The organism is Dictyobacter sp. Z7_2 (assembly GCF_057551105.1).
Window position 1 is genome coordinate 3,533,586 of sequence record NZ_BAAJPE010000002.1, and the last position, 18,023, is coordinate 3,551,608.

Annotated in this window: 15 protein-coding genes; 2 read left to right on the plus strand and 13 right to left on the minus strand. The window is 52.4% G+C overall.

The window, feature by feature from the left end:
• Positions 1–20: 20 nt before the first annotated feature.
• Complete coding sequence (locus AC27N8_RS28355; RefSeq protein ID WP_487071770.1) at positions 21–293, minus strand: hypothetical protein; 273 nt, start codon at positions 291–293, stop codon at positions 21–23.
• Positions 293–3,070, minus strand: a complete 2,778-nt coding sequence (gene mutS, locus AC27N8_RS28360; protein ID WP_487071772.1) for a DNA mismatch repair protein MutS — start codon at positions 3,068–3,070, stop codon at positions 293–295. The genes AC27N8_RS28355 and mutS overlap by 1 nt, the downstream gene beginning before the upstream one ends.
• A 324-nt stretch (positions 3,071–3,394) precedes the next feature.
• On the opposite strand from mutS, the gene AC27N8_RS28365 reads away from it, so the two are divergent.
• Positions 3,395–3,802 (plus strand): lipopolysaccharide assembly protein LapA domain-containing protein, encoded by a 408-nt coding sequence (locus AC27N8_RS28365; protein WP_487071774.1) that lies wholly within the window; start codon positions 3,395–3,397, stop codon positions 3,800–3,802.
• Here the strand turns inward: AC27N8_RS28365 and AC27N8_RS28370 are convergent.
• The 8 genes from AC27N8_RS28370 to truB form a co-directional block, all read right to left on the minus strand.
• Positions 3,779–5,443 (minus strand): hypothetical protein, encoded by a 1,665-nt coding sequence (locus AC27N8_RS28370; protein ID WP_487071776.1) that lies wholly within the window; start codon positions 5,441–5,443, stop codon positions 3,779–3,781. The genes AC27N8_RS28365 and AC27N8_RS28370 overlap by 24 nt on opposite strands.
• On the minus strand, positions 5,440–6,057 hold the full coding sequence (locus AC27N8_RS28375; protein WP_487071778.1) for a hypothetical protein: 618 nt from the start codon (positions 6,055–6,057) through the stop codon (positions 5,440–5,442). The genes AC27N8_RS28370 and AC27N8_RS28375 overlap by 4 nt, the downstream gene beginning before the upstream one ends.
• 167 nt (positions 6,058–6,224) lie before the next feature.
• Positions 6,225–7,658, minus strand: coding sequence for an FtsW/RodA/SpoVE family cell cycle protein (locus AC27N8_RS28380; protein WP_487071780.1), 1,434 nt, complete (start codon positions 7,656–7,658; stop codon positions 6,225–6,227).
• 395 nt (positions 7,659–8,053) lie between these two features.
• Complete coding sequence (locus AC27N8_RS28385; RefSeq protein WP_487071782.1) at positions 8,054–9,496, minus strand: FtsW/RodA/SpoVE family cell cycle protein; 1,443 nt, start codon at positions 9,494–9,496, stop codon at positions 8,054–8,056.
• Between the two features lie 105 nt (positions 9,497–9,601).
• Positions 9,602–10,054, minus strand: a complete 453-nt coding sequence (locus AC27N8_RS28390) for an FHA domain-containing protein (protein WP_487071784.1) — start codon at positions 10,052–10,054, stop codon at positions 9,602–9,604.
• Positions 10,055–10,066: 12 nt separating this feature from the next.
• Positions 10,067–10,990, minus strand: coding sequence for a DUF3662 and FHA domain-containing protein (locus tag AC27N8_RS28395; protein WP_487071786.1), 924 nt, complete (start codon positions 10,988–10,990; stop codon positions 10,067–10,069).
• Complete coding sequence (locus AC27N8_RS28400) at positions 10,987–11,949, minus strand: bifunctional riboflavin kinase/FAD synthetase (protein WP_487071788.1); 963 nt, start codon at positions 11,947–11,949, stop codon at positions 10,987–10,989. Before AC27N8_RS28400 ends, AC27N8_RS28395 begins: the two co-directional genes overlap by 4 nt.
• 139 nt (positions 11,950–12,088) lie before the next feature.
• Entirely contained in the window at positions 12,089–12,985 is an 897-nt protein-coding gene (gene truB, locus AC27N8_RS28405; protein ID WP_487071790.1) for a tRNA pseudouridine(55) synthase TruB, read from the minus strand.
• A 135-nt stretch (positions 12,986–13,120) separates the two neighbouring features.
• On the opposite strand from truB, the gene AC27N8_RS28410 reads away from it, so the two are divergent.
• A complete protein-coding gene (locus tag AC27N8_RS28410) occupies positions 13,121–13,447 on the plus strand; it encodes a hypothetical protein (RefSeq protein ID WP_487071792.1) in 327 nt (108 codons plus the stop codon).
• Here the strand turns inward: AC27N8_RS28410 and AC27N8_RS28415 are convergent.
• The 3 genes from AC27N8_RS28415 to infB form a co-directional block, all read right to left on the minus strand.
• Positions 13,440–14,465, minus strand: coding sequence for a DHH family phosphoesterase (locus AC27N8_RS28415; protein WP_487071794.1), 1,026 nt, complete (start codon positions 14,463–14,465; stop codon positions 13,440–13,442). The genes AC27N8_RS28410 and AC27N8_RS28415 overlap by 8 nt on opposite strands.
• Positions 14,462–14,875 (minus strand): 30S ribosome-binding factor RbfA, encoded by a 414-nt coding sequence (gene rbfA, locus AC27N8_RS28420; protein ID WP_487071796.1) that lies wholly within the window; start codon positions 14,873–14,875, stop codon positions 14,462–14,464. Before rbfA ends, AC27N8_RS28415 begins: the two co-directional genes overlap by 4 nt.
• 84 nt (positions 14,876–14,959) lie before the next feature.
• Positions 14,960–17,953 (minus strand): translation initiation factor IF-2, encoded by a 2,994-nt coding sequence (gene infB / locus AC27N8_RS28425; RefSeq protein ID WP_487071798.1) that lies wholly within the window; start codon positions 17,951–17,953, stop codon positions 14,960–14,962.
• Positions 17,954–18,023: the final 70 nt, after the last annotated feature.

An 18,023-nucleotide genomic window follows, 5' to 3' on the forward strand; every position in this document is an offset into this window, starting at 1 on the left:
CAATACACTAACCACTGATATCATACCACATTTTGACGCTCTTTGCCGCACAAATCGGCGCTTAATCTCTCATCTGGCATAACCCTTTGCACCAGGCGTAAAAGCCAGCCGACGTAGCGGCGCGGCTCCGCCGTGCTGTCACTCGACGCACGAGAACGTCCCACTGTGGGAAGATGTCTCAACGGAACCCCATGAGGGTCATGTTCGTACGAGTCACAGACAGCACGGCGGAGCCGCGCCGCTACGTCGGTGAGCCTTTCACCCCATTGGGATGTATGTCTCCAGTGCACCATCAGGAATCCTGCCTGGCTTTTTGCTGGAGCGCGTATAATTTACTGATCGCTTCGATGGGCGTCAGCTCATCAATTGCCAGATTTTTGATCTCTTCAAGCAGCGGATGCGGCTCCGCTGCCAAAAGTGTCATCTGCCAGGCTGCGGGCATCGTCATGTCGCGCATGGCTTTGCGACGTGTTTTTGCATCTCCTTTACGTTCTAACTCTTCCAGGATCTCCTGTGCCCGATGAATCACCGGACGCGGGATGCCAGCCAGTTGCGCAACATGGATACCATAACTTCTGTCTGCGCCGCCGGGCACAATTTTGCGCAAGAAGATGACCTGACCGGCCTCCTCTGTCACTGCGACATTCAGACAGCGAATCCGAGGAAGCAATTGAGCGACTTCAACCAACTCGTGATAGTGTGTGGCGAAGAGGGTGCGTGCTCCGCTGCGTTTGTTATTGTGTAGATATTCGACCACTGCTCGGGCGATCGCCAGACCATCATAGGTACTGGTGCCGCGACCGATTTCATCCAGAATAATCAAGCTTCTGGGCGTGGCGTGATGGAGAATATTTGCGGTCTCAACCATCTCGACCATAAATGTGCTCTGTCCGGTTGCGAGATCGTCCTGAGCGCCGATACGTGTAAAGATACGGTCGACCATACCGATCGTGGCGCTCTCGGCCGGAACATAGCTGCCGATCTGAGCTAATAAGACGGCGAGGGCTACCTGTCGCAGATAGGTTGATTTTCCGGCCATATTGGGACCTGTGATAATACCGATCTGCGCTTCGTGATTTGAGAGATTGACATCATTGGGGATAAATGGTGTATCGGACTGTGCTTGCTCGACCACGGGATGGCGTCCGGCGATGATATGGATGGTGTCTTCTTCGTTGAGCGTGGGACGACAATAATTCTGTCGGGCGGCGACATCGGCCAGGCTTTGATAGACATCGATCTCAGCCAGCGCATGAGCGGTCTCCAGAATCCGCTCTGCCGCATGTACCGCGATATCTGCTCTGAGTTGCACAAAGAACTCATTCTCCATCTTATTGACGCGCTCTTGCGAATTGAGAATCAGTGTCTCATACTCTTTGAGATCGGGAGTGATATAGCGCTCGGAGTTTGTCAGCGTCTGGCGGCGAATATAATTTGCGGGCACGCGGCTGAGATTGGAGGTGGTTACTTCGATGAAATAACCGGTGGCCCGGTTAAAGCTGACCTTCAAGGTACTGATCCCTGTCCGCTTGCGTTCGCGCTGCTCCAGGTCTGAGATCCACTTCTTCCCATTTTTAGAGGCATCGTGTAACTGATCCAGCTCAGCACTGAAGCCTGCGCGAATGATGCCACCTTCGGTGATACTCATTGGAGGCTCATCGGTAATTGCGCTTTCGATCAGCTCAATGATGTCGTCGTTATTGGCCAGATGCTCGACAAATTGGAGCAGCGTGGGCTTGCTGGATTGATCCTCTTCGGTCAGGCTATTGCGTACTTCTGCTGCTGCTCGTAAGCCATTGGCAAGAGCGACCAGATCGCGTGGAGAGGCGATGCGCTGTCGCACGCGATTGATCAGGCGTTCGATATCGCCGGCTTTTTTGAGTCCCTCGGTCAGCCGGGCTTGCAGGAGCGTATCGCCGAACAACTCGCTCACCGCCTCCTGACGTTTATTGAGGATGGCGATATCCAGGAGTGGCTGACCGATCCAGCGACGCAGCAGACGGCCTCCCATCGGCGTACGTGTGCGATCGAGCACCCAGAGCAGTGATCCTTTGACCGAGCCGCCGCGTCCGGTTTCAAAGAGCTCAAGGTTGCGCCGGGTATAAGGATCGAGCGTCATAAAGCCATTTGTGAAGTAAGTCTCCAGCGCGTTGAGCTGTTGCAGCAGTCCTTTTTGCGTCTCCTGGATGTAGGCCAGGATAGCTCCTGAGGCGCGAATCGCCAGCGGCAGATGCGCACAGCCAAAGCCTTCCAGCGAGGCTACCTGGAATTGTCTCAGTAGACGATGGCGAGCATCATCTTCGTTGAAGTAGCGTGTATCGTAAGGAGTCACATGACCGGCCACACCTTCCATTAATTTTGCCAGAGGTGCTGCATCATCTTCCTCCTCATCCAGATCCGGGATGTTGGCATTGGCATTGCCGTTGCTGCCAACTTTGGTGACTTGCTTTTCGTTCATCACCGCCGCCAGCCAGCGACGTTTACGACTGCCGGCGCGACTATAATTCGCTTCGACCAGCACTTCAGCGGGTCCGACGCGAGCGATCTCCTGCTGTGCGGAGAGGTCAGGCTCGGATGAGCTGAACTGGGTAACGGCAAATTCTCCTGTGGTGATGTCAATGTAGGCGATGCCAACCGCGTCGCGGCCAGTTACGACGGCGGCTAAGAAGTTGTTGCGCTTGGCGGCAAGCATCGAGGGATCAATGATGGTTCCTGGCGTGACGATGCGGATCACTTCGCGATCGACGAGTCCTTTGGAGAGAGCCGGATCGGAAGTCTGCTCGCAGATGGCAACGCGATATCCTTTACTGACCAGGCGAGCAATATAGCCATCGGCTGCGTGGTGGGGGATACCGGCCATGGGAGACTTCTCTCCACGGCCAAAATCGCGGCGTGTCAGGGCAATCTCTAACTCGCGAGCGACGATCTCTGCATCATCGTCGAACATCTCATAAAAATCGCCCATGCGGAAAAACAGGATTGCGTCAGGATTTTGACTTTTTATGTTCAGGTACTGTGTGCGTACCGGGCTGTGATTCGGATTGGCTTTCTCGAAATCTTCAAATAGCAACGTATTACCTCCCTCGTGACCCACCCAAGTATATGCCTATTGTGGCACCTCGTCAATTTGCCCCAGGGCAATGAGGTTCTATTGGGTTCCCTCTGTTTTAAGAGTCCTATTTTGTCATTTTGAATATAAAATGCGGCATTCTGCGTATTAACAATAAGTCCAATGGTTCAGGTATGTGTGTAGATGTAGTAGATCTGGCAGATGTGTTAGCCATTTGTTTCACTGCTTGCCTACTGGTCTGCGTTCATGTAATATGGCTGCATGAGTCATTATAGATAGTTCCTGTATTCTGGCAATTATATTTGATAAAGAAAGGAGGCCATTATGTTTGTCCTCATTCTGATACTATTCTTATTGGTATGCGGAGGATTGGCAGCGCTTACCATTTTTAACTTTGCGACACAAGTGCATCTGGTTTTCATGTCCTGGCAGTCGCCCGACCTCCCCATTGGCATGTGGATGTTGATCGCGTTCTTCATCGGAGCGTTTTTACTTTATCTTGTCTCGGTCGCTTCAGCGTGGGCCGATCGACGCGAGATCAAGAAGTTGCGTAAGCACAATCTCGAGTTGCAGCAACAAACTCTGGATTTGCAGCAGCAATTGATGGCATCGCATCCGCCAGTATTGAGTGTGCCGGAAAATTCGCATAAGTCATCGATGCCCATGCCAAACTCGAATCCCCCCTATTCAGGAGCGCGAGAAGGAAACTTAACGTCGGAAAGTTCCCGCTAATAAACGTCTAAAAAAGCCTGGCTTTTTTTTTTCCGGTCCTTGAGAAGCCTCTTCGCGAGGCTTTTTTTTTACCTCTTCTGGCTGAACTGGTGCGCTGGCGAGCGTTTCACTTTGCCTACCAGCATCATCCGGCAGCGAGGCGGGTAGGGATGTATTCTCTATCTCTTGATACGCATAAGGCCATTGGGTAGAAGATCCTTCTTGCGGCTCTTCTACCGCCTCGGTTGTGGTGATCATCTCTGGCTCCTGCTCGCTCGCATCCTGGGTCAATGCTTGATCTTCAACCAGCGTCTCTTCCGGACTATGCACAGTTGCCTCTGTTTCATCACCCATATCTGGTAATAAAGATTCGACAAATGCGGGTGTTACCAGATTATCATCTGACTCTGAGGCAGGAGGCGTATCATCTGGACTGATCACAGGAGGATCGGGGATGAGATGCGTCTCGTCTTTATCCTCGCTCTCATTCTGGACAGTTGCAGTTTCTCCATCAGAGAATGCTTGTGCAGTTGGTACGTCTGTCTGGATGTCCGCTAATGCCGAACTGTCCTCCGGGATGGCATTATCTGCTTCATTTTCATCTGACTCTGGAGTAATCACCTCTATCTCAGCTGGTCCCGCCACTGCTTGTGGAGACGCAATTGCGCTGGCTTGCTCGGTGGATTCCTCAGTCTCCTCCCACTCGCCTCCTTCGGTGCTGCTATCTGTCTCAGCCGGAGGTTGCTGTACTTGATCTACTATCTCAGCCGTAGCGTGAGCAGGCTCCTCAATCTCTACCGGGAACAGATCCTCAAGCTTTTCGGCCTGCTCGTCCGCTCGCAATTTCTCCTGATACGACTGCTGCTCGGCGATGGAGCGCGCTCTCTCTTCCTCATCTGTCGAGTGAGACGCACTTGCAGGCTCCTCGATCTCGATCGGAAAATCGCTGCTATCAGCATCCTCCGCCTCTTCGGCTTCCTCAACTTCAGAGGCTGTAGCTACTCCGTCCGGCGTCTCCACCTCATCCTCGTGCGTCGGCAGCGGTGGGAGATCCTGTGTGATTCTGGCCAGCGGGACGGTAATTCTTTTGCTGGTGCTTCCATCATCGCTCATGAGCTTGCGTAAGAGCTGATCTTCGGTGACGATATCGGTTGGATCGGTATCCATCAGAGCCTGTAAAGGCAGTTCCTCGGATGCGGCCTCGGCATGGAAATAATCGTGTAAGCTGGCGTCATCCATCGAGCCCATCCACTCGTATGCGCCCTCCAGAGCATGTTCGCACCACTGTGTGTAGTTGCCGCGGATCACGTTGAGATCTTCGCAGCGCTCAAGGAGTTGCATCGTATGATCGAGCCATTCTTCACCGCGCTCAAGCATGCGATCGAGCAGATCGATGTCATCGACTCCACTGGCTCGTAACTGTGCCAGCGTGGCGAGCGCGACCGCTGAGGGAGCCGTTTCTTGCATGCGGAGAGCATTCTGTGCCTGCTTCTCCCGCAGCTTACCGATCTCTTGCTGGATGCGTGCAAGTTGCTGATGCTTTGACCAGAGCTGGTAGGTTTTGTAAAATTGTTCAACTTCCTGGGAGGTGATCTGGGAAAAGAGCTCGTTGATTTCAGCCTGGTTGATCAGATTATGTGAACTATCGTGTCTATTTTTCATTGGCCGGGCTTCTCCTGCGCTTTTTCTGACTCAGTGGCGCTATTTCCCCAGCGTTCAAACCAGCGTTGGACGTACTGATTGGTGCGCTGACTTAACTGATCAATGGGTTGCGTGCTTTGTGGATCTTCTTTTGTGGGTGGGTGAGTATCGCGGAGCCACCAGGGAACTTTGATCTGTGGATCGGTCTGACTACTATCTTCTGTGAAGGTGCTGAGATCCTGGGGGAGCAGATTATCGTGGGATGGCTGAAACTGAGGTGCGAGAGGCTGGTTTTGCGTGTCAGTGATTGGACGCTGGATATCCTGCGTGTCGAAGTTTGGTAGATTGCCCCAGCCAAAGAGTGCCGCTGAGACGCTTCCTCGCTGCAGATCTGGTATGCCCTGCCCTTCGAATAAGCCGGGAGTATGCGCCTCTGATCTCTTGCGACCTGCTTTCTCGGCCTGTTGGATGCCAATGAGCATTTGCAGAATGAGGTTCTCTGGATAGTTTGTATCAGCTTCAAGCTGGTCTATTTGTGCATAGAGCTGGGCCAACTCCTGCTCAGATTCTTTGATCTGGCTCTGGAGCTGCTGATCAGCTTCGCGATAAGATAGCCATTGGCGGTATTGCCCCATAGTTTTTTCACACTTCTTGCAAAACAATTTTCAAGGGCAGTATAACATGTGCCCTCATTTCAGACAAGCAAAGAGCGCCGATCTATGCCTAATGTTTTGTTGCCTCCATCTTTGAGGCCCATGCCACATCGGCCTCAAACGATCGGCGCAATGCCTATCTGATGGATTTAGTAGATTTTTCCTCGTTCGATCGCTGTATTATGCGAGATGCGCAACAGGATGCCGACAATGATAAAGTTTGCCAGGATCGCATTACCGCCATTGCTCAGATACGGTAACGGGATACCGGTTAGTGGCAAGAGCTTCATGTTGGCTGCGACAATAATGATCGTTTGCAGTGCAAAGATCGATGTTAAACCGGCGGCAAGCAATTTACTAAACGTATCCGTAGCTTCGGCGGCGATACGAAATCCGCGATGGACAATCAGCAGGTAGATGCCGATGATGGCAAACAGTCCGACCAGACCAAATTCTTCTGCGTAGGCTGAGAAGACCATATCAGCGTCGACCACTGGCAGATCAACTGGATAGCCTAAACCGAGTCCTGCCCCAAGTATGCCACCACTGGCTATATTAACGATGCCCATGAAAATCTGGAAGCCACCATTTTGTTCGAAGGATTCCTCCGCTGGCGTTAGTTGCGCCCAGTTGACGGGATTAAACGTTAAGGCGGCGAAGCGATTGCGTACATAAGCCAGCAGGCTATAGCCAATAAAGCCGAGCACGACGAAGGCAATCAGACTCACAATGGCGTACGATTTTTTGCCGGTGCCAATATAGGTGATGCAGAGGAATAGACCATATACCAGCATAGCCAGACCGAGTTCGCGCACAATCAGAAAGCTGATCAAGCCGATGAAGAGCATAAAGACCATTGGACCAAGTTGGCGTAGTGGTGGCAAGCGCAGCGGTCCGAGACGGTAATGCCCCTCCGCCAGAATATCGCGATTATCCGTGATATAGCCTGCGAAGAAGATGACCACGCCAATTTTCAAGAATTCAGATGGTTGAAGATTAAGTGATCCAATTCCCAGCGTGTCGCGTGTTGGATCGCCACTTTTGAGCGTCGTGATACCTTTGATCACGCTTGGGAGTAGCACAACGAAGCAGAAAAGCATCCAGGTATACTTGTAGCGCGAGAGCCAGGTGACATTGCGCAAGATAAACATTGTTGCCAGACAAAGTGCCAGACCGAGTAAGACCCAGATCAGTTGTCGTGAGCCCAGATTGGGGATTGGCCCACCATATTTCACCAACATATCTGGACCGAGCCGTGTCATCATAATCACACCCAGCCCACTCAACAGAGCCACCAGAGGGAAAAGTACCTGATCAGCGCCACGGAAGAAAATCGTGAGGATGATATGTACTCCCAGTATCGCGGCGAGGAAGCCCAGGATTGGAATGAGACCATCCCAGATAGGGAGCGTGCGTAGCTTGTTGAGATTATTTAACGTGATACCTGGGTCAGTGCTGGATCTGATAATGAGCAACTGACTCATCAGCAGGAGTAAAATGAGGGCTGGAAGAATTAATAGCCCCAACTCATTCCAGCGATACTGCCGGATTGTTCCTGTCGCTCGCTGTAGCATTTGTGACATCTCTCGAAACCTCTTATCTCTAGTGCAAAGTACATGCTCATTACCAAAGAAAAACTTCCCACCATCATTACACTAGAGTAACCCTTCATATCGAGGATGTCAATCAATTCAACCTGAATTCTTATACCATCATAGCTTTTTATGCGATATCTTGTCCCTTTCTGAGAGCAATCCCTTTCCCCAGAAGAGATCAAGCAAGCCCACGTAGCGGCGCGGCTCCGCCGTGCTGTCTGTGACTCGTATGATTCGTCTTGGGAGCGTCTCTCAATGGAACGCCATGAGGAGCATATTCGTACGAGTCACAGACAGCACGGCGGAGCCGCGCCGCTACGTGGGGTCTCTTTTGTGCCGCAGGCGAAAGGATCTTTCACCTTATTAGGTCAAGAGGTAAGAGGTCAATATATGTCGCCGCGCTCGATCGCCGTGTTATGCGAGATGCGTAACAGGATGCCGACGATAATAAAATTTGCCAGAATTGCGTTACCACCATTGCTCAGGTAGGGCAATGGAATACCGGTCAGGGGCATAATTTTCATATTGGCGGCTATAATAATGATGCTCTGGAGCGCAAAGACAGAGGTTAATCCGGCTGCGAGTAGCTTGCTGAAAGGGTCTGGAGCTTCGGCCGCGATACGGAATCCGCGATGGACGATCAGTAGATAAACACCTATAATGGCAAATAGTCCCACCAGGCCAAATTCTTCTGCATAGGCAGTGAAGACCATATCAGCGTCGATGACGGGTGTTCTTACGGGATAACCCAGCCCGAGTCCTGCGCCCAGTATGCCACCGCTGGCGATATTGATGATCCCTTGAAAGATTTGCAGTCCTCCATTTTCGACATACGTTTCCTGCGCTGGAGTTAGCTGTGACCAGTTAGGAGGATTAAAGGCTACCGCTGCAAAGCGGTTTTGTACATAGGGGAGTATGCTATAGCCGATAAAGCCTAATACCAGGAAGGCTGCTAAACTGACGATTGCATAGGATTTTTTACCGGTTCCAAGATAGGTAATACACAGAAATAATCCATAGACAAGCATGGCCAAGCCGAGTTCGCGCACGATCAGGAAGCTTAACAGACCAATCCCAAGCATGAAGATGATAGGCCCCAGATGCCTCAAAGGTGGGAGCCTTAAGGGACCAAGGCGGTAATGACCTTCCGAAAGGATATCGCGATTGTCGTTGATGTAACCAGCAAAGAAAATCACGACACCAATTTTCAAGAATTCTGAAGGTTGGATATTGAGTGCACCGATACCTAGCAAGTCGCGGGTTGGGCTGGCATCTTTAAATGATTTGATGCCTTCAATGACGCTGGGAAGCAGCACTGCAAAGCAGAAGAGCATCCAGGTATATTTATAGCGGGCTAGCCAGTTCACATTACGTAAAATGAACATTGTTCCCAGGCAAACCGCAAAACCCAGTAAGACCCAGATCAATTGTCGTGTGCCAAGACTTGGAATGGGATAAGGGAGCATATCCGGCCCGAGTCGCGTCATCATCAAGATGCCCAGGCCACTCAGAAGAGCTACCAGAGGGAAAAGTACTTGATCCGCGTGGCGAAAGAAGATATTAAAGATAATGTGCAATCCTAAGATCGCTGCGAGGAAACCCAGAATAGGGATTAAGCCATACCAGATAGGCAGATTACCTATCTTATTGAGATTGTTCAATGTAACGCTTGGATCGTCGCTGGAACGAATCAAAAGCAACTGAGTCATCAATAAAAGGAGAATGATGGCGGGAAGAAGTAGTAAGCTTAATTCTTTCCAGCGGAATTGTCGGATTGTCCCGGTTGCTCTTTGGGACATCTGTGATATTTGGGACATTTGTGCCATCTATTGTAACCTCATGTCTACAAGGGAGTAGATGCTAAAGGACGTTGTGTCTTGGGCACAATAATAGCCAGGTACCCTTTTTTATCTGGCAGGGTCTCCTGGCTATTATTGTGTGAGTTTGAATTGAATGTAACCGACGCGTACAATATCGCCAGCCCGAGCTGGAATAGGCTCACGCGCTGGTTGATTATTCACAAAGGTACCATTCACACTTCCTGCATCCTGGACATACCAGACTCCGTTGCGGAACGAAAGTCGTGAATGTTCCGAGGAGATAAAGTTGTCCGAGATCTGAATGGTATTGGTTGGTCCACGCCCGATATTCGTTTGTTGATCCAGATCGAAGCGCATCCCCGGCTGAACGACGGTGCTGGGGCCGCTGTCGACTACCACTAGATGACCCAGGACATGCGAGATACGACCTCCTTCAGCGTCATCGCCGATGGCGGCCGCTTTGCGTAGGTCGCGCGTGATCGCGATTACCACCTGCATCAAGAAGAGATAGAGGAGAACGATGAATAAGAGACGCAATATAAGTAAGAATGTCGTAAGTTGCATAGGGCGGAGATCTCACCTTCTCTCGAAGTAAAAATCATAGCTGCCTATGGTGAACTGATCACCATTGCGCAGAATATGTTGGCGCATATGCGGCGTATTATTAATAGTGATGCCATTAGTGCTGCCAAGATCGAAAATGGCAAATTGTCCATCTGGCTGATATTTAATTTGAGCATGAAAGCGTGAAACGCGTTTATCTTCAACTATAATATCATTACTTAATTGTCGACCGATATTGACCGGCGACTTTTCTATCCGATAGGTTTGCTGTCCCGCCTGGGGTAAACGAATTGTCAGCCATGCCTGCGGTATCGCTGCTGGTGCCACTCCTGCTTGTGAATGGGCCGGCGGATTATTAAGTCCAGGATTGCTGTATCCAGGATTACTGTGTCCAACGCCGCTATTGCGATGGCTGGCCCCTGAATGTTTTGGCGCGCTGTTGCCGGTGATCCCTGGTAGCTGCTGATCTGGCGCGAGCTGCGCACGTATCTGTGCTAGCTGCTCGGCACTCAGTGCCTGAGTAGACATCATGCCGCCTTCGCCGTTAGAGCTCGCTTCTGCTTGCTCCGCCTCGATGCGTACCGTGCCGGGGCGCAGGGATGTATCAGAGTGCAAGCGAATCACGGGCACCGTCTTCAATGTATAGTGGCGTCGACGAGCGAATTCTACCAGTTGATTCTGCCAATCACGTGTCAGCGAAACCTGGCTGGGTGCTATCTGCTGATGGTCTTTGATACTCAGATAGATATCATAACTATTGGGTGCCAGCCGCCGGCCTTCGCCTTGTAGCATCGTATTATCGTCCATTGAGCGTTCCAATTTGCGGGCAATCTCAATCGGCTCTAACTTTGAGGGGAAGAGCCAGTTAAATGGACTTTCGACAACACGTTGCATAAACGTTTCTAATTTTGCTAATGGGTTCTGGCGAGCTTTCAATTGCTCACTCTCCTGCTTGCTAGAATCTGACGTGCGTGTTGCACATCCAGAGAAATTTGATCTTTCAAGGCCTCAACTCCTGAGAAGCGTTGCTCACCGCGTAGATACTCAATGAACTCGACACGTAGATACCTGTCATAGAGATTCAAATTGACATCCAGCAGATGCACCTCTACAAGGCGGTCTTTTCCATTAAATGTAGGGCGAATACCGATATTAGTTACACCATTATAGACGGTAGAAGCTTCTTCTAAGTCACGTGTGTTACCATTATGGATACTCGCACGTACGGCATAGACGCCGTTGCCGGGCAAAAGCTGATGCGCATCATTATGAATATTAGCTGTAGGAAATCCAATCAGGCGTCCGCGTTCATTCCCATGTTCCACGATGCCACCCAGCACGAAAGGATGTCCCAGTAAGGTATTGGTCTCAGCTATTTTGCCTTCACTTACTAATGAACGGATACGGGTGCTACTTATGCGTGCCTGACTGGCTTGTTCTAATGTCAGTGCACGCACCTGTATCCCATGTTGTCGTCCATATTCTTCAAGAAAGGCGACATTTCCCATCCGGTTATGTCCGAGACTGAAGTCCGAGCCAATAATCAAGCCGCGTATAGTAAAACGTTGACAGAGGCTATCCATAAAATCCTCAGCCGATAAAGCGGCCACCTCAGGGGTAAAATGGATCACAATCGTATCTTTGACGCCGCCGTACTGTTTGGCCAGAGCTAATTTCTCTTCGAGCGTGGTTAGACATTGAATTGTTAACTGTGGGCGTACCACCATCAACGTATGTGGATCAAAAGTAACTATGACTGGTTGACACTCTAGCGCCTGTGCCATCGAGGCAAGCTCGTGTAAAAGATACTGGTGCCCAAGATGGATGCCATCGAAATTCCCAATGGTAATTGCGATCGGTGTCGTTTCTGATAGGGTTGTCTGGTATTCGGTCATACTTATCGCAGGCCCTCCGTTGTTGTTATCCCTGGAGGTACCTAATCCTTGTTATTCTCTTGTTATAGTATCACAGCAATTGCCCGCTCGCAATAAATGAGACGTGTGCGACACTCAATTATGGCAGAGCTTTCTCTCTTTATGCGAGAACTTTCTTCGGCTTCCATTGTTGTTGTTGTGCATCCCAGGTCGCGATCGCCAGAAATTGGCCATCAGAACCGTACACGCGACCGATTCCTGCGGATGTCATACTGTCCAGATCGGGATCTGCATAGCTAAAGGCATTTCCGTGCAGCACACGCTGTGTGATCTCCGCGTCGAGATGCAGGGCTGGATAGCTTTGGAGCGCAAAGTCGGCCGGAAAGAGATGCTGCGCCAGCGTATCTTGCTCGCACGCTTGTGCTAACTGCTCCAACGTGATACTGTCTGACAGCAAAAATGGACCACTTTGAGTACGTACAAGTCCTGTCAGATAGGCGCCACAACCAAGATGCTCTCCTATATCATACGCAAGAGAGCGTATGTAGGTTCCTTTACTGCACGAGACATCCAGAATCATGTTGGGCTTGTCCCAGGAGACTATCTCAAGCGAGCGAATCTCAACTGGCCGTGGCTCTAGCGTGATCTCTTCGCCGGCACGTGCGCGTTTATACGCAGGCTGCCCCTGGATTTTAATGGCTGAGAAACGTGGCGGCATTTGGAGTTGTGGACCGCGAAAATGTTCTAGAACCTCTGTAATCTGTGAGCGTGTCAGAGAACTGATATCAGCGGTGCGGAGCACAGTCCCTTCGGCATCATAGGTATCGGTGACCGTCCCGAACGTCACGGTCGCCCGATAGGCTTTACCGCTCTCGCTCAGATACTCGGCGACGCGTGTCCCCTGTCCCACGCAGATAGGCAAGACTCCGCTCGCCTCCGGATCAAGGGTCCCCGCGTGACCGACGCGCTTCTGCTTGAGTGTTTTTCGCACCTTTGCCACCACATCATGCGATGTCATATGCAAGGGCTTATTGATATTAAGAATTCCATCCACCACGTCCGGTATCTCTCCTTTGCCATTAACGTCATAATCTGCTTAATCGCAACGTCACCCAGACCAGAAGGATGACCCCTGGCACCAGGCATCCAGGCCGCGCCGCTACTACACCGTCAAAGGTCATTACAACGTGGTTTGACTAACCAGGATGACCCGCTCGTTCCCGATATATCCGCTCGCCAGCGTAGCGCCGTGGTCTTGTGCCCGGCGGCCAGTTCACGTACGGAAACGTCCCCCATCGCCGATCTTTCGTCTCATCTTACCGCATTGCGTGGCAAAAACGAACGAATCATACGTCACGAGGCCGCCGGGCACAAGACCACGGCGCTACGTTGGCTGACGTGTACGCTTGGTGCCAGGAGTCATCCTTCTGGTCTGGGCGACGTCGCGATGACCATTGACAGAGCACTACGTCGGTGTGCCTTTCACCCCATTGGGATGCATGTCTCCCACGTTACTTGAGCATTTCGCGTTCGATTTCGGCAATGACCAGAGGGATCGCCTCCAGCATGGGCTTCTCAATGGTCGCACCAGCGGCGCGAACATGTCCGCCGCCGCCCAGGCGCATGCAGATGGCCGAGACGTCATAGGGTGCGCTGCTGCGCAGGCTGACACGCGTCTGAGCTGGATTGCCGTAGTTCGTAAAGAAAGCAGCGACGCATACACCCTCTATATCGCGCAATATGCCGGATGCATTGGTATCCATATCGCTGGTCGCGCCTGTCTGTGCCATGATATGGTCGTTGGCGTAAGACCAGATGATGCGTCCATCCTGCGATGTCTGAGCGTTGTTGATGGCCGCCGCGCGGAAGCGTTCCTGAGCCAGCGGCTGTGTGCGAAATACAGGTTTGACGATGGTTTCCGCATCCGCTCCTGCCTCGATCAGTGCCGCGCCGACCCTCATTGTGCGTGGAGTTGTGTTGGAATATTGGAAAGATCCTGTATCGGTGATCAATCCTGTGAGCAGACAGATGGCGGCATCTTTTGTCATTGGCAGTTGAGCCTGTTGCTGAAATAAGACCAGCAATTCGGTGGTAGAAGCTGCATCTGGCTCGATAATATTGACCTGTCCGCAGCCGGAACTGCTGATGTGGTGATCGATGTTGATGATGCTGGCCTGATCAAGAAAGGCGCGATGGTTTTGATAGAGCGCTCCATAGCGAGTCAGCTCGCCGGCATCCAGTGCGATCACCAGATCGAACTGCTCATCGCCCAGCGTGGTTTGCAGCGTTTCAACGCCTGGCAGAAAAGTGAATGAGCGAGGAGATGGATCGGCACAGGCTGGCACGCATGTTTTGCCTATCTGACGCAGGATCTGCGCGAAGCCGAGTACTGCTCCAAGACAATCCCCATCGGGACGCTCATGAGCGAGCAAAGCGATCCGCTGTGCTCGCTCGATCAGAGCCATGGCCTGCTGGACTTGCGTGGGATTGAGTTGGTCGGCGAGTGATGGGTTGGTGGGACAAGGAGTTTCGTTCATTCGTCCTCTTTCGTCACCTCTGCTGCCTGCTCTTTTTCGCGCTCGGCCTTGGTGATGCGATCCTCTTCGGTGACGCGGCTGATCAAGCCCAGGATGCGTGCACCTTCCTCGATCGAGGCATCAAGTTTAAAGGAGAGATCGGGCATATAGCGTAGGGTCAGGCGACTTGCCATCTCGTGACGCAGATAGCCACTGGCATTTTTCAGTCCCTGCATCGTCTCGGCCTGCTCCTCGGGCGTGCCCATGACGCTGACTAAGACTTTTGCGTGGCGCAGATCGCCACTGACTTCGACGCGGGTGATGCTGGCAAAGCCTACGCGTGGATCTTTGACACGGGTTCGAATGAGCTCGCTCAGATCCTCAGCCATCAGTTCGCCGAGCTTTTCTTGCCTATGGAGATTGTTTGGCATGGTTATACCCTCCTGAACAGTGCAGAAGTGGCCATCGAATGTAGAGCCTGTCTGGCACTCGATGACCACTGAGCATCCTGCATATTATGCGGTTGGTAGTACGCGCTCTTTCGAGTAGGTCTCGATGATATCGCCAACTTCGTAGGCGTTGTAATCTTCGAGTAGAATACCGCACTCGTAGCCGGTTAAGACTTCTCGTACGTCATCTTTACCACGACGCAGTGAGGCAACTTTTCCGTCGAGGACGACCTCATCCTTACGCTTCAGGCGAACCTGTGCGCCACGGGTGATCTTGCCATCCAGTACACGACAGCCGGCGATAACGACCTTGCCAGCCTTAAAGGTTTGCATGATCTCGGCATGACCGTCGATGACTTCGCGGAACGTTGGCTCCAGCATACCCACCAGAGCGGCCTGGATGTCCTCGATCAGCTTGTAGATGACGGTGTAGTAACGAATGTCGACGTGCTCACGCTGAGCCTCCTGCGCGACTGCTGCATCCGCTTTAACGTTAAAGCCGATGATGATCGCTTTCGAGGCGGCTGCCAGATGCACATCTGTTTCGCTAATGTTACCGATACCTTCGCGGATCAGGCGTACCTTCAAGTTATCCTCGCTCAGCTTGGAGAGCGATCCCTTGATGGCTTCAAGCGAACCCTGCACATCACTCTTAATGACCACGTTCAGCTCTTTGACGGTGCCCTTCTGCATCTGCATATAGAGCGTGTCCAGACTGATCTGACCCAGAGGCTGTGCTTCGTCTCTACGCTTGGTGCCTTCAGCTTCAGCTTGCTGCTTGGCTGTACGCTCGTCAGAGGTCACTTCCAGGCGATCACCGGCGTTTGGTACTTCCGGTAAGCCGAGAATACTGACAGGTGTACTTGGCGTTGCTTTCTGAATGCGTTTGCCGCGATCATTGAACATGGCGCGAACTTTACCTGAGATAGCTCCTACGACGACGTTGTCACCCATTTTGAGCGTTCCCTGCTGGACCAGGACGGTGGCTGTTGCGCCGCTGTTCTTCTCCAGTTTGGCCTCAATGATGACGCCTGTGGCGAGTCGATCAGGATTGGCTTTGATGTCCTGAACTTCTGCGACCAGCAGGATGTAGTCGAGTAGCTCGTCGATACCTTCGCCGCGTCGTGCAGAGATCGGTACACAGACGGTATCTCCACCGAACTCTTCGATGACGATACCCATCTCTAGCAATTGCTGCTTGACATGGTCTGGATTCGCGTTTGCTTTGTCGATTTTGTTCAACGCGATGATTATCGGCACTTTCGCCGCCCGTGCATGGTCGATGGCCTCACGGGTCTGCGGCATGACGCCGTCATCGGCTGCTACGACGATAATGGCGATATGCGTCACCTGAGCTCCACGAGCACGCATGGCCGTAAAGGCTTCGTGACCAGGAGTATCCAGGAACGTAATCTTCTTACCGTTGACTTCTACCTGATAGGCACCGATATGCTGGGTGATACCTCCAGCTTCGCCGGCCGCCACCTTCGTTTTACGGATGGTGTCCAGCAGCGATGTTTTACCATGGTCAACGTGTCCCATGATGGTGACCACCGGTGGAATGGTGACCATATTTTCTTCGTTGTGCGTGGCAAGCATGGCTTCGTTCGCCGAAAGCGGACGTTCGCCACGTACTGCCGGGCTGTCGGTGACGGCGACCGGACTTGGCTCGAAGCCGAGATCCTGAGCTACCAATGAGGCTTTATCGTAGTCAACTACCTGATTGATGCTGGCGAAGATCGCATGCTTATTAATCAGATCTCGTATGACTTCGATGGGCGTCACTCCAAGCATGTCGGCCAGATCTTTTACGACGATCTGAGGTGGCAGCGAGATTGGTCCCGTTACCTTTTCTTTGACTGCCGCTGTTCGACGCTCTTGTGCTCTATTGTTGCTGTGTCCGCCTGGACGTCCTCCCGGACGATGACCATGAGCTCCGCCTGGGCCACTATGCCCGGTATTGCCTCCCGGACGTGCGCCTGGTCGAGCTGGTCCTCCTGCCCCACCCTGTGGACGAGGGGCTCCTCCTCCACCATCGCGACTATGGTCACGACTGCGGTCGCGATCACGGTTATGGTCAGGTGAGTAAGGTCGAGGTGCCACACTGGTATTACCTACTGGGCCTGCACTCGGCCCTGGGCGTGACCCCTGTCCGATTGGTGCGCCGCCGCCACGATATGGTGGACGACTGCCGCCGATCGGTCCATTTGGTCCGCTGCCTTGATTATTGTAAGGGCGAGGGCCAGATCCTGTTCCACCCTGATTATTGTAAGGGCGAGGGCCAGATCCTGTTCCACCCTGGTTGTTATTGTTGTTATAGGGAGGACGTGGTCCGTTGCCCTGATTGTTATATGGACGCGGTCCTGTTGTTGGTCCGTTGCCCTGATAAGGACGAGGACCGGAACCACCCTGGTTGTTATTGTTGTTATATGGACGCGGTCCGTTGTTATTGCGTGGTGGATATCCACCCTGGCGCGGGGCACCACCTTGTCCACCCTGGTTATTGTTACGATACGTTGCCTGCGGTGCTGATGGATTAGCTGGCGCAGACGTATTCTGTGTTGTTGATGTGTTTGCTCTTGGAGCGCTTTGCTCCGGTGCGCCAGGAGCGGCTGCTCGAGGCGTTGTCGCCCTGGGAGCGGCCTGCTCGGCGGTACTGGAAGCGGCTGCTCGAGGCGTTGTCGCCTTAGGTGTGGCCTGCTCAGCGGTGCTGGGAGCGGCTGCTTTAGGCGTAGCTTTTTCAGCGGCATTTGCGCTGGCTGCCGCCTTGGGAGCGGCTGCTTTAGGAGCGGCTTTTTCAGTGGTACTCGCAGTAGTCGCCTTAGGAGCGGCTTTTTCAGCGGTACTGGCGGCTGCTTTGTGAGCGGTCTGCTCGGTTGCAGTCGCACTATCATTTGCTGGCGTGGCTGTGCGACGCCGAGGCGCGGGCTTTGTTTCTGGTTCCTGGCTGCTTATGGTTTGGTTCTCCTGTTTTGCTCGAGGGGTCGATTTAGGTTTTGGGCTGGTCGCTTTGACCGGCGGCTGTTCGGTCCCCTCTGGAAGCTCTGATATATCTTTCATGAAGAAGACTCCCTTCTTATCGGATGATGCGCCAGAATTGGCGGCGGAATCTCTCTTCACAGCCATAAAA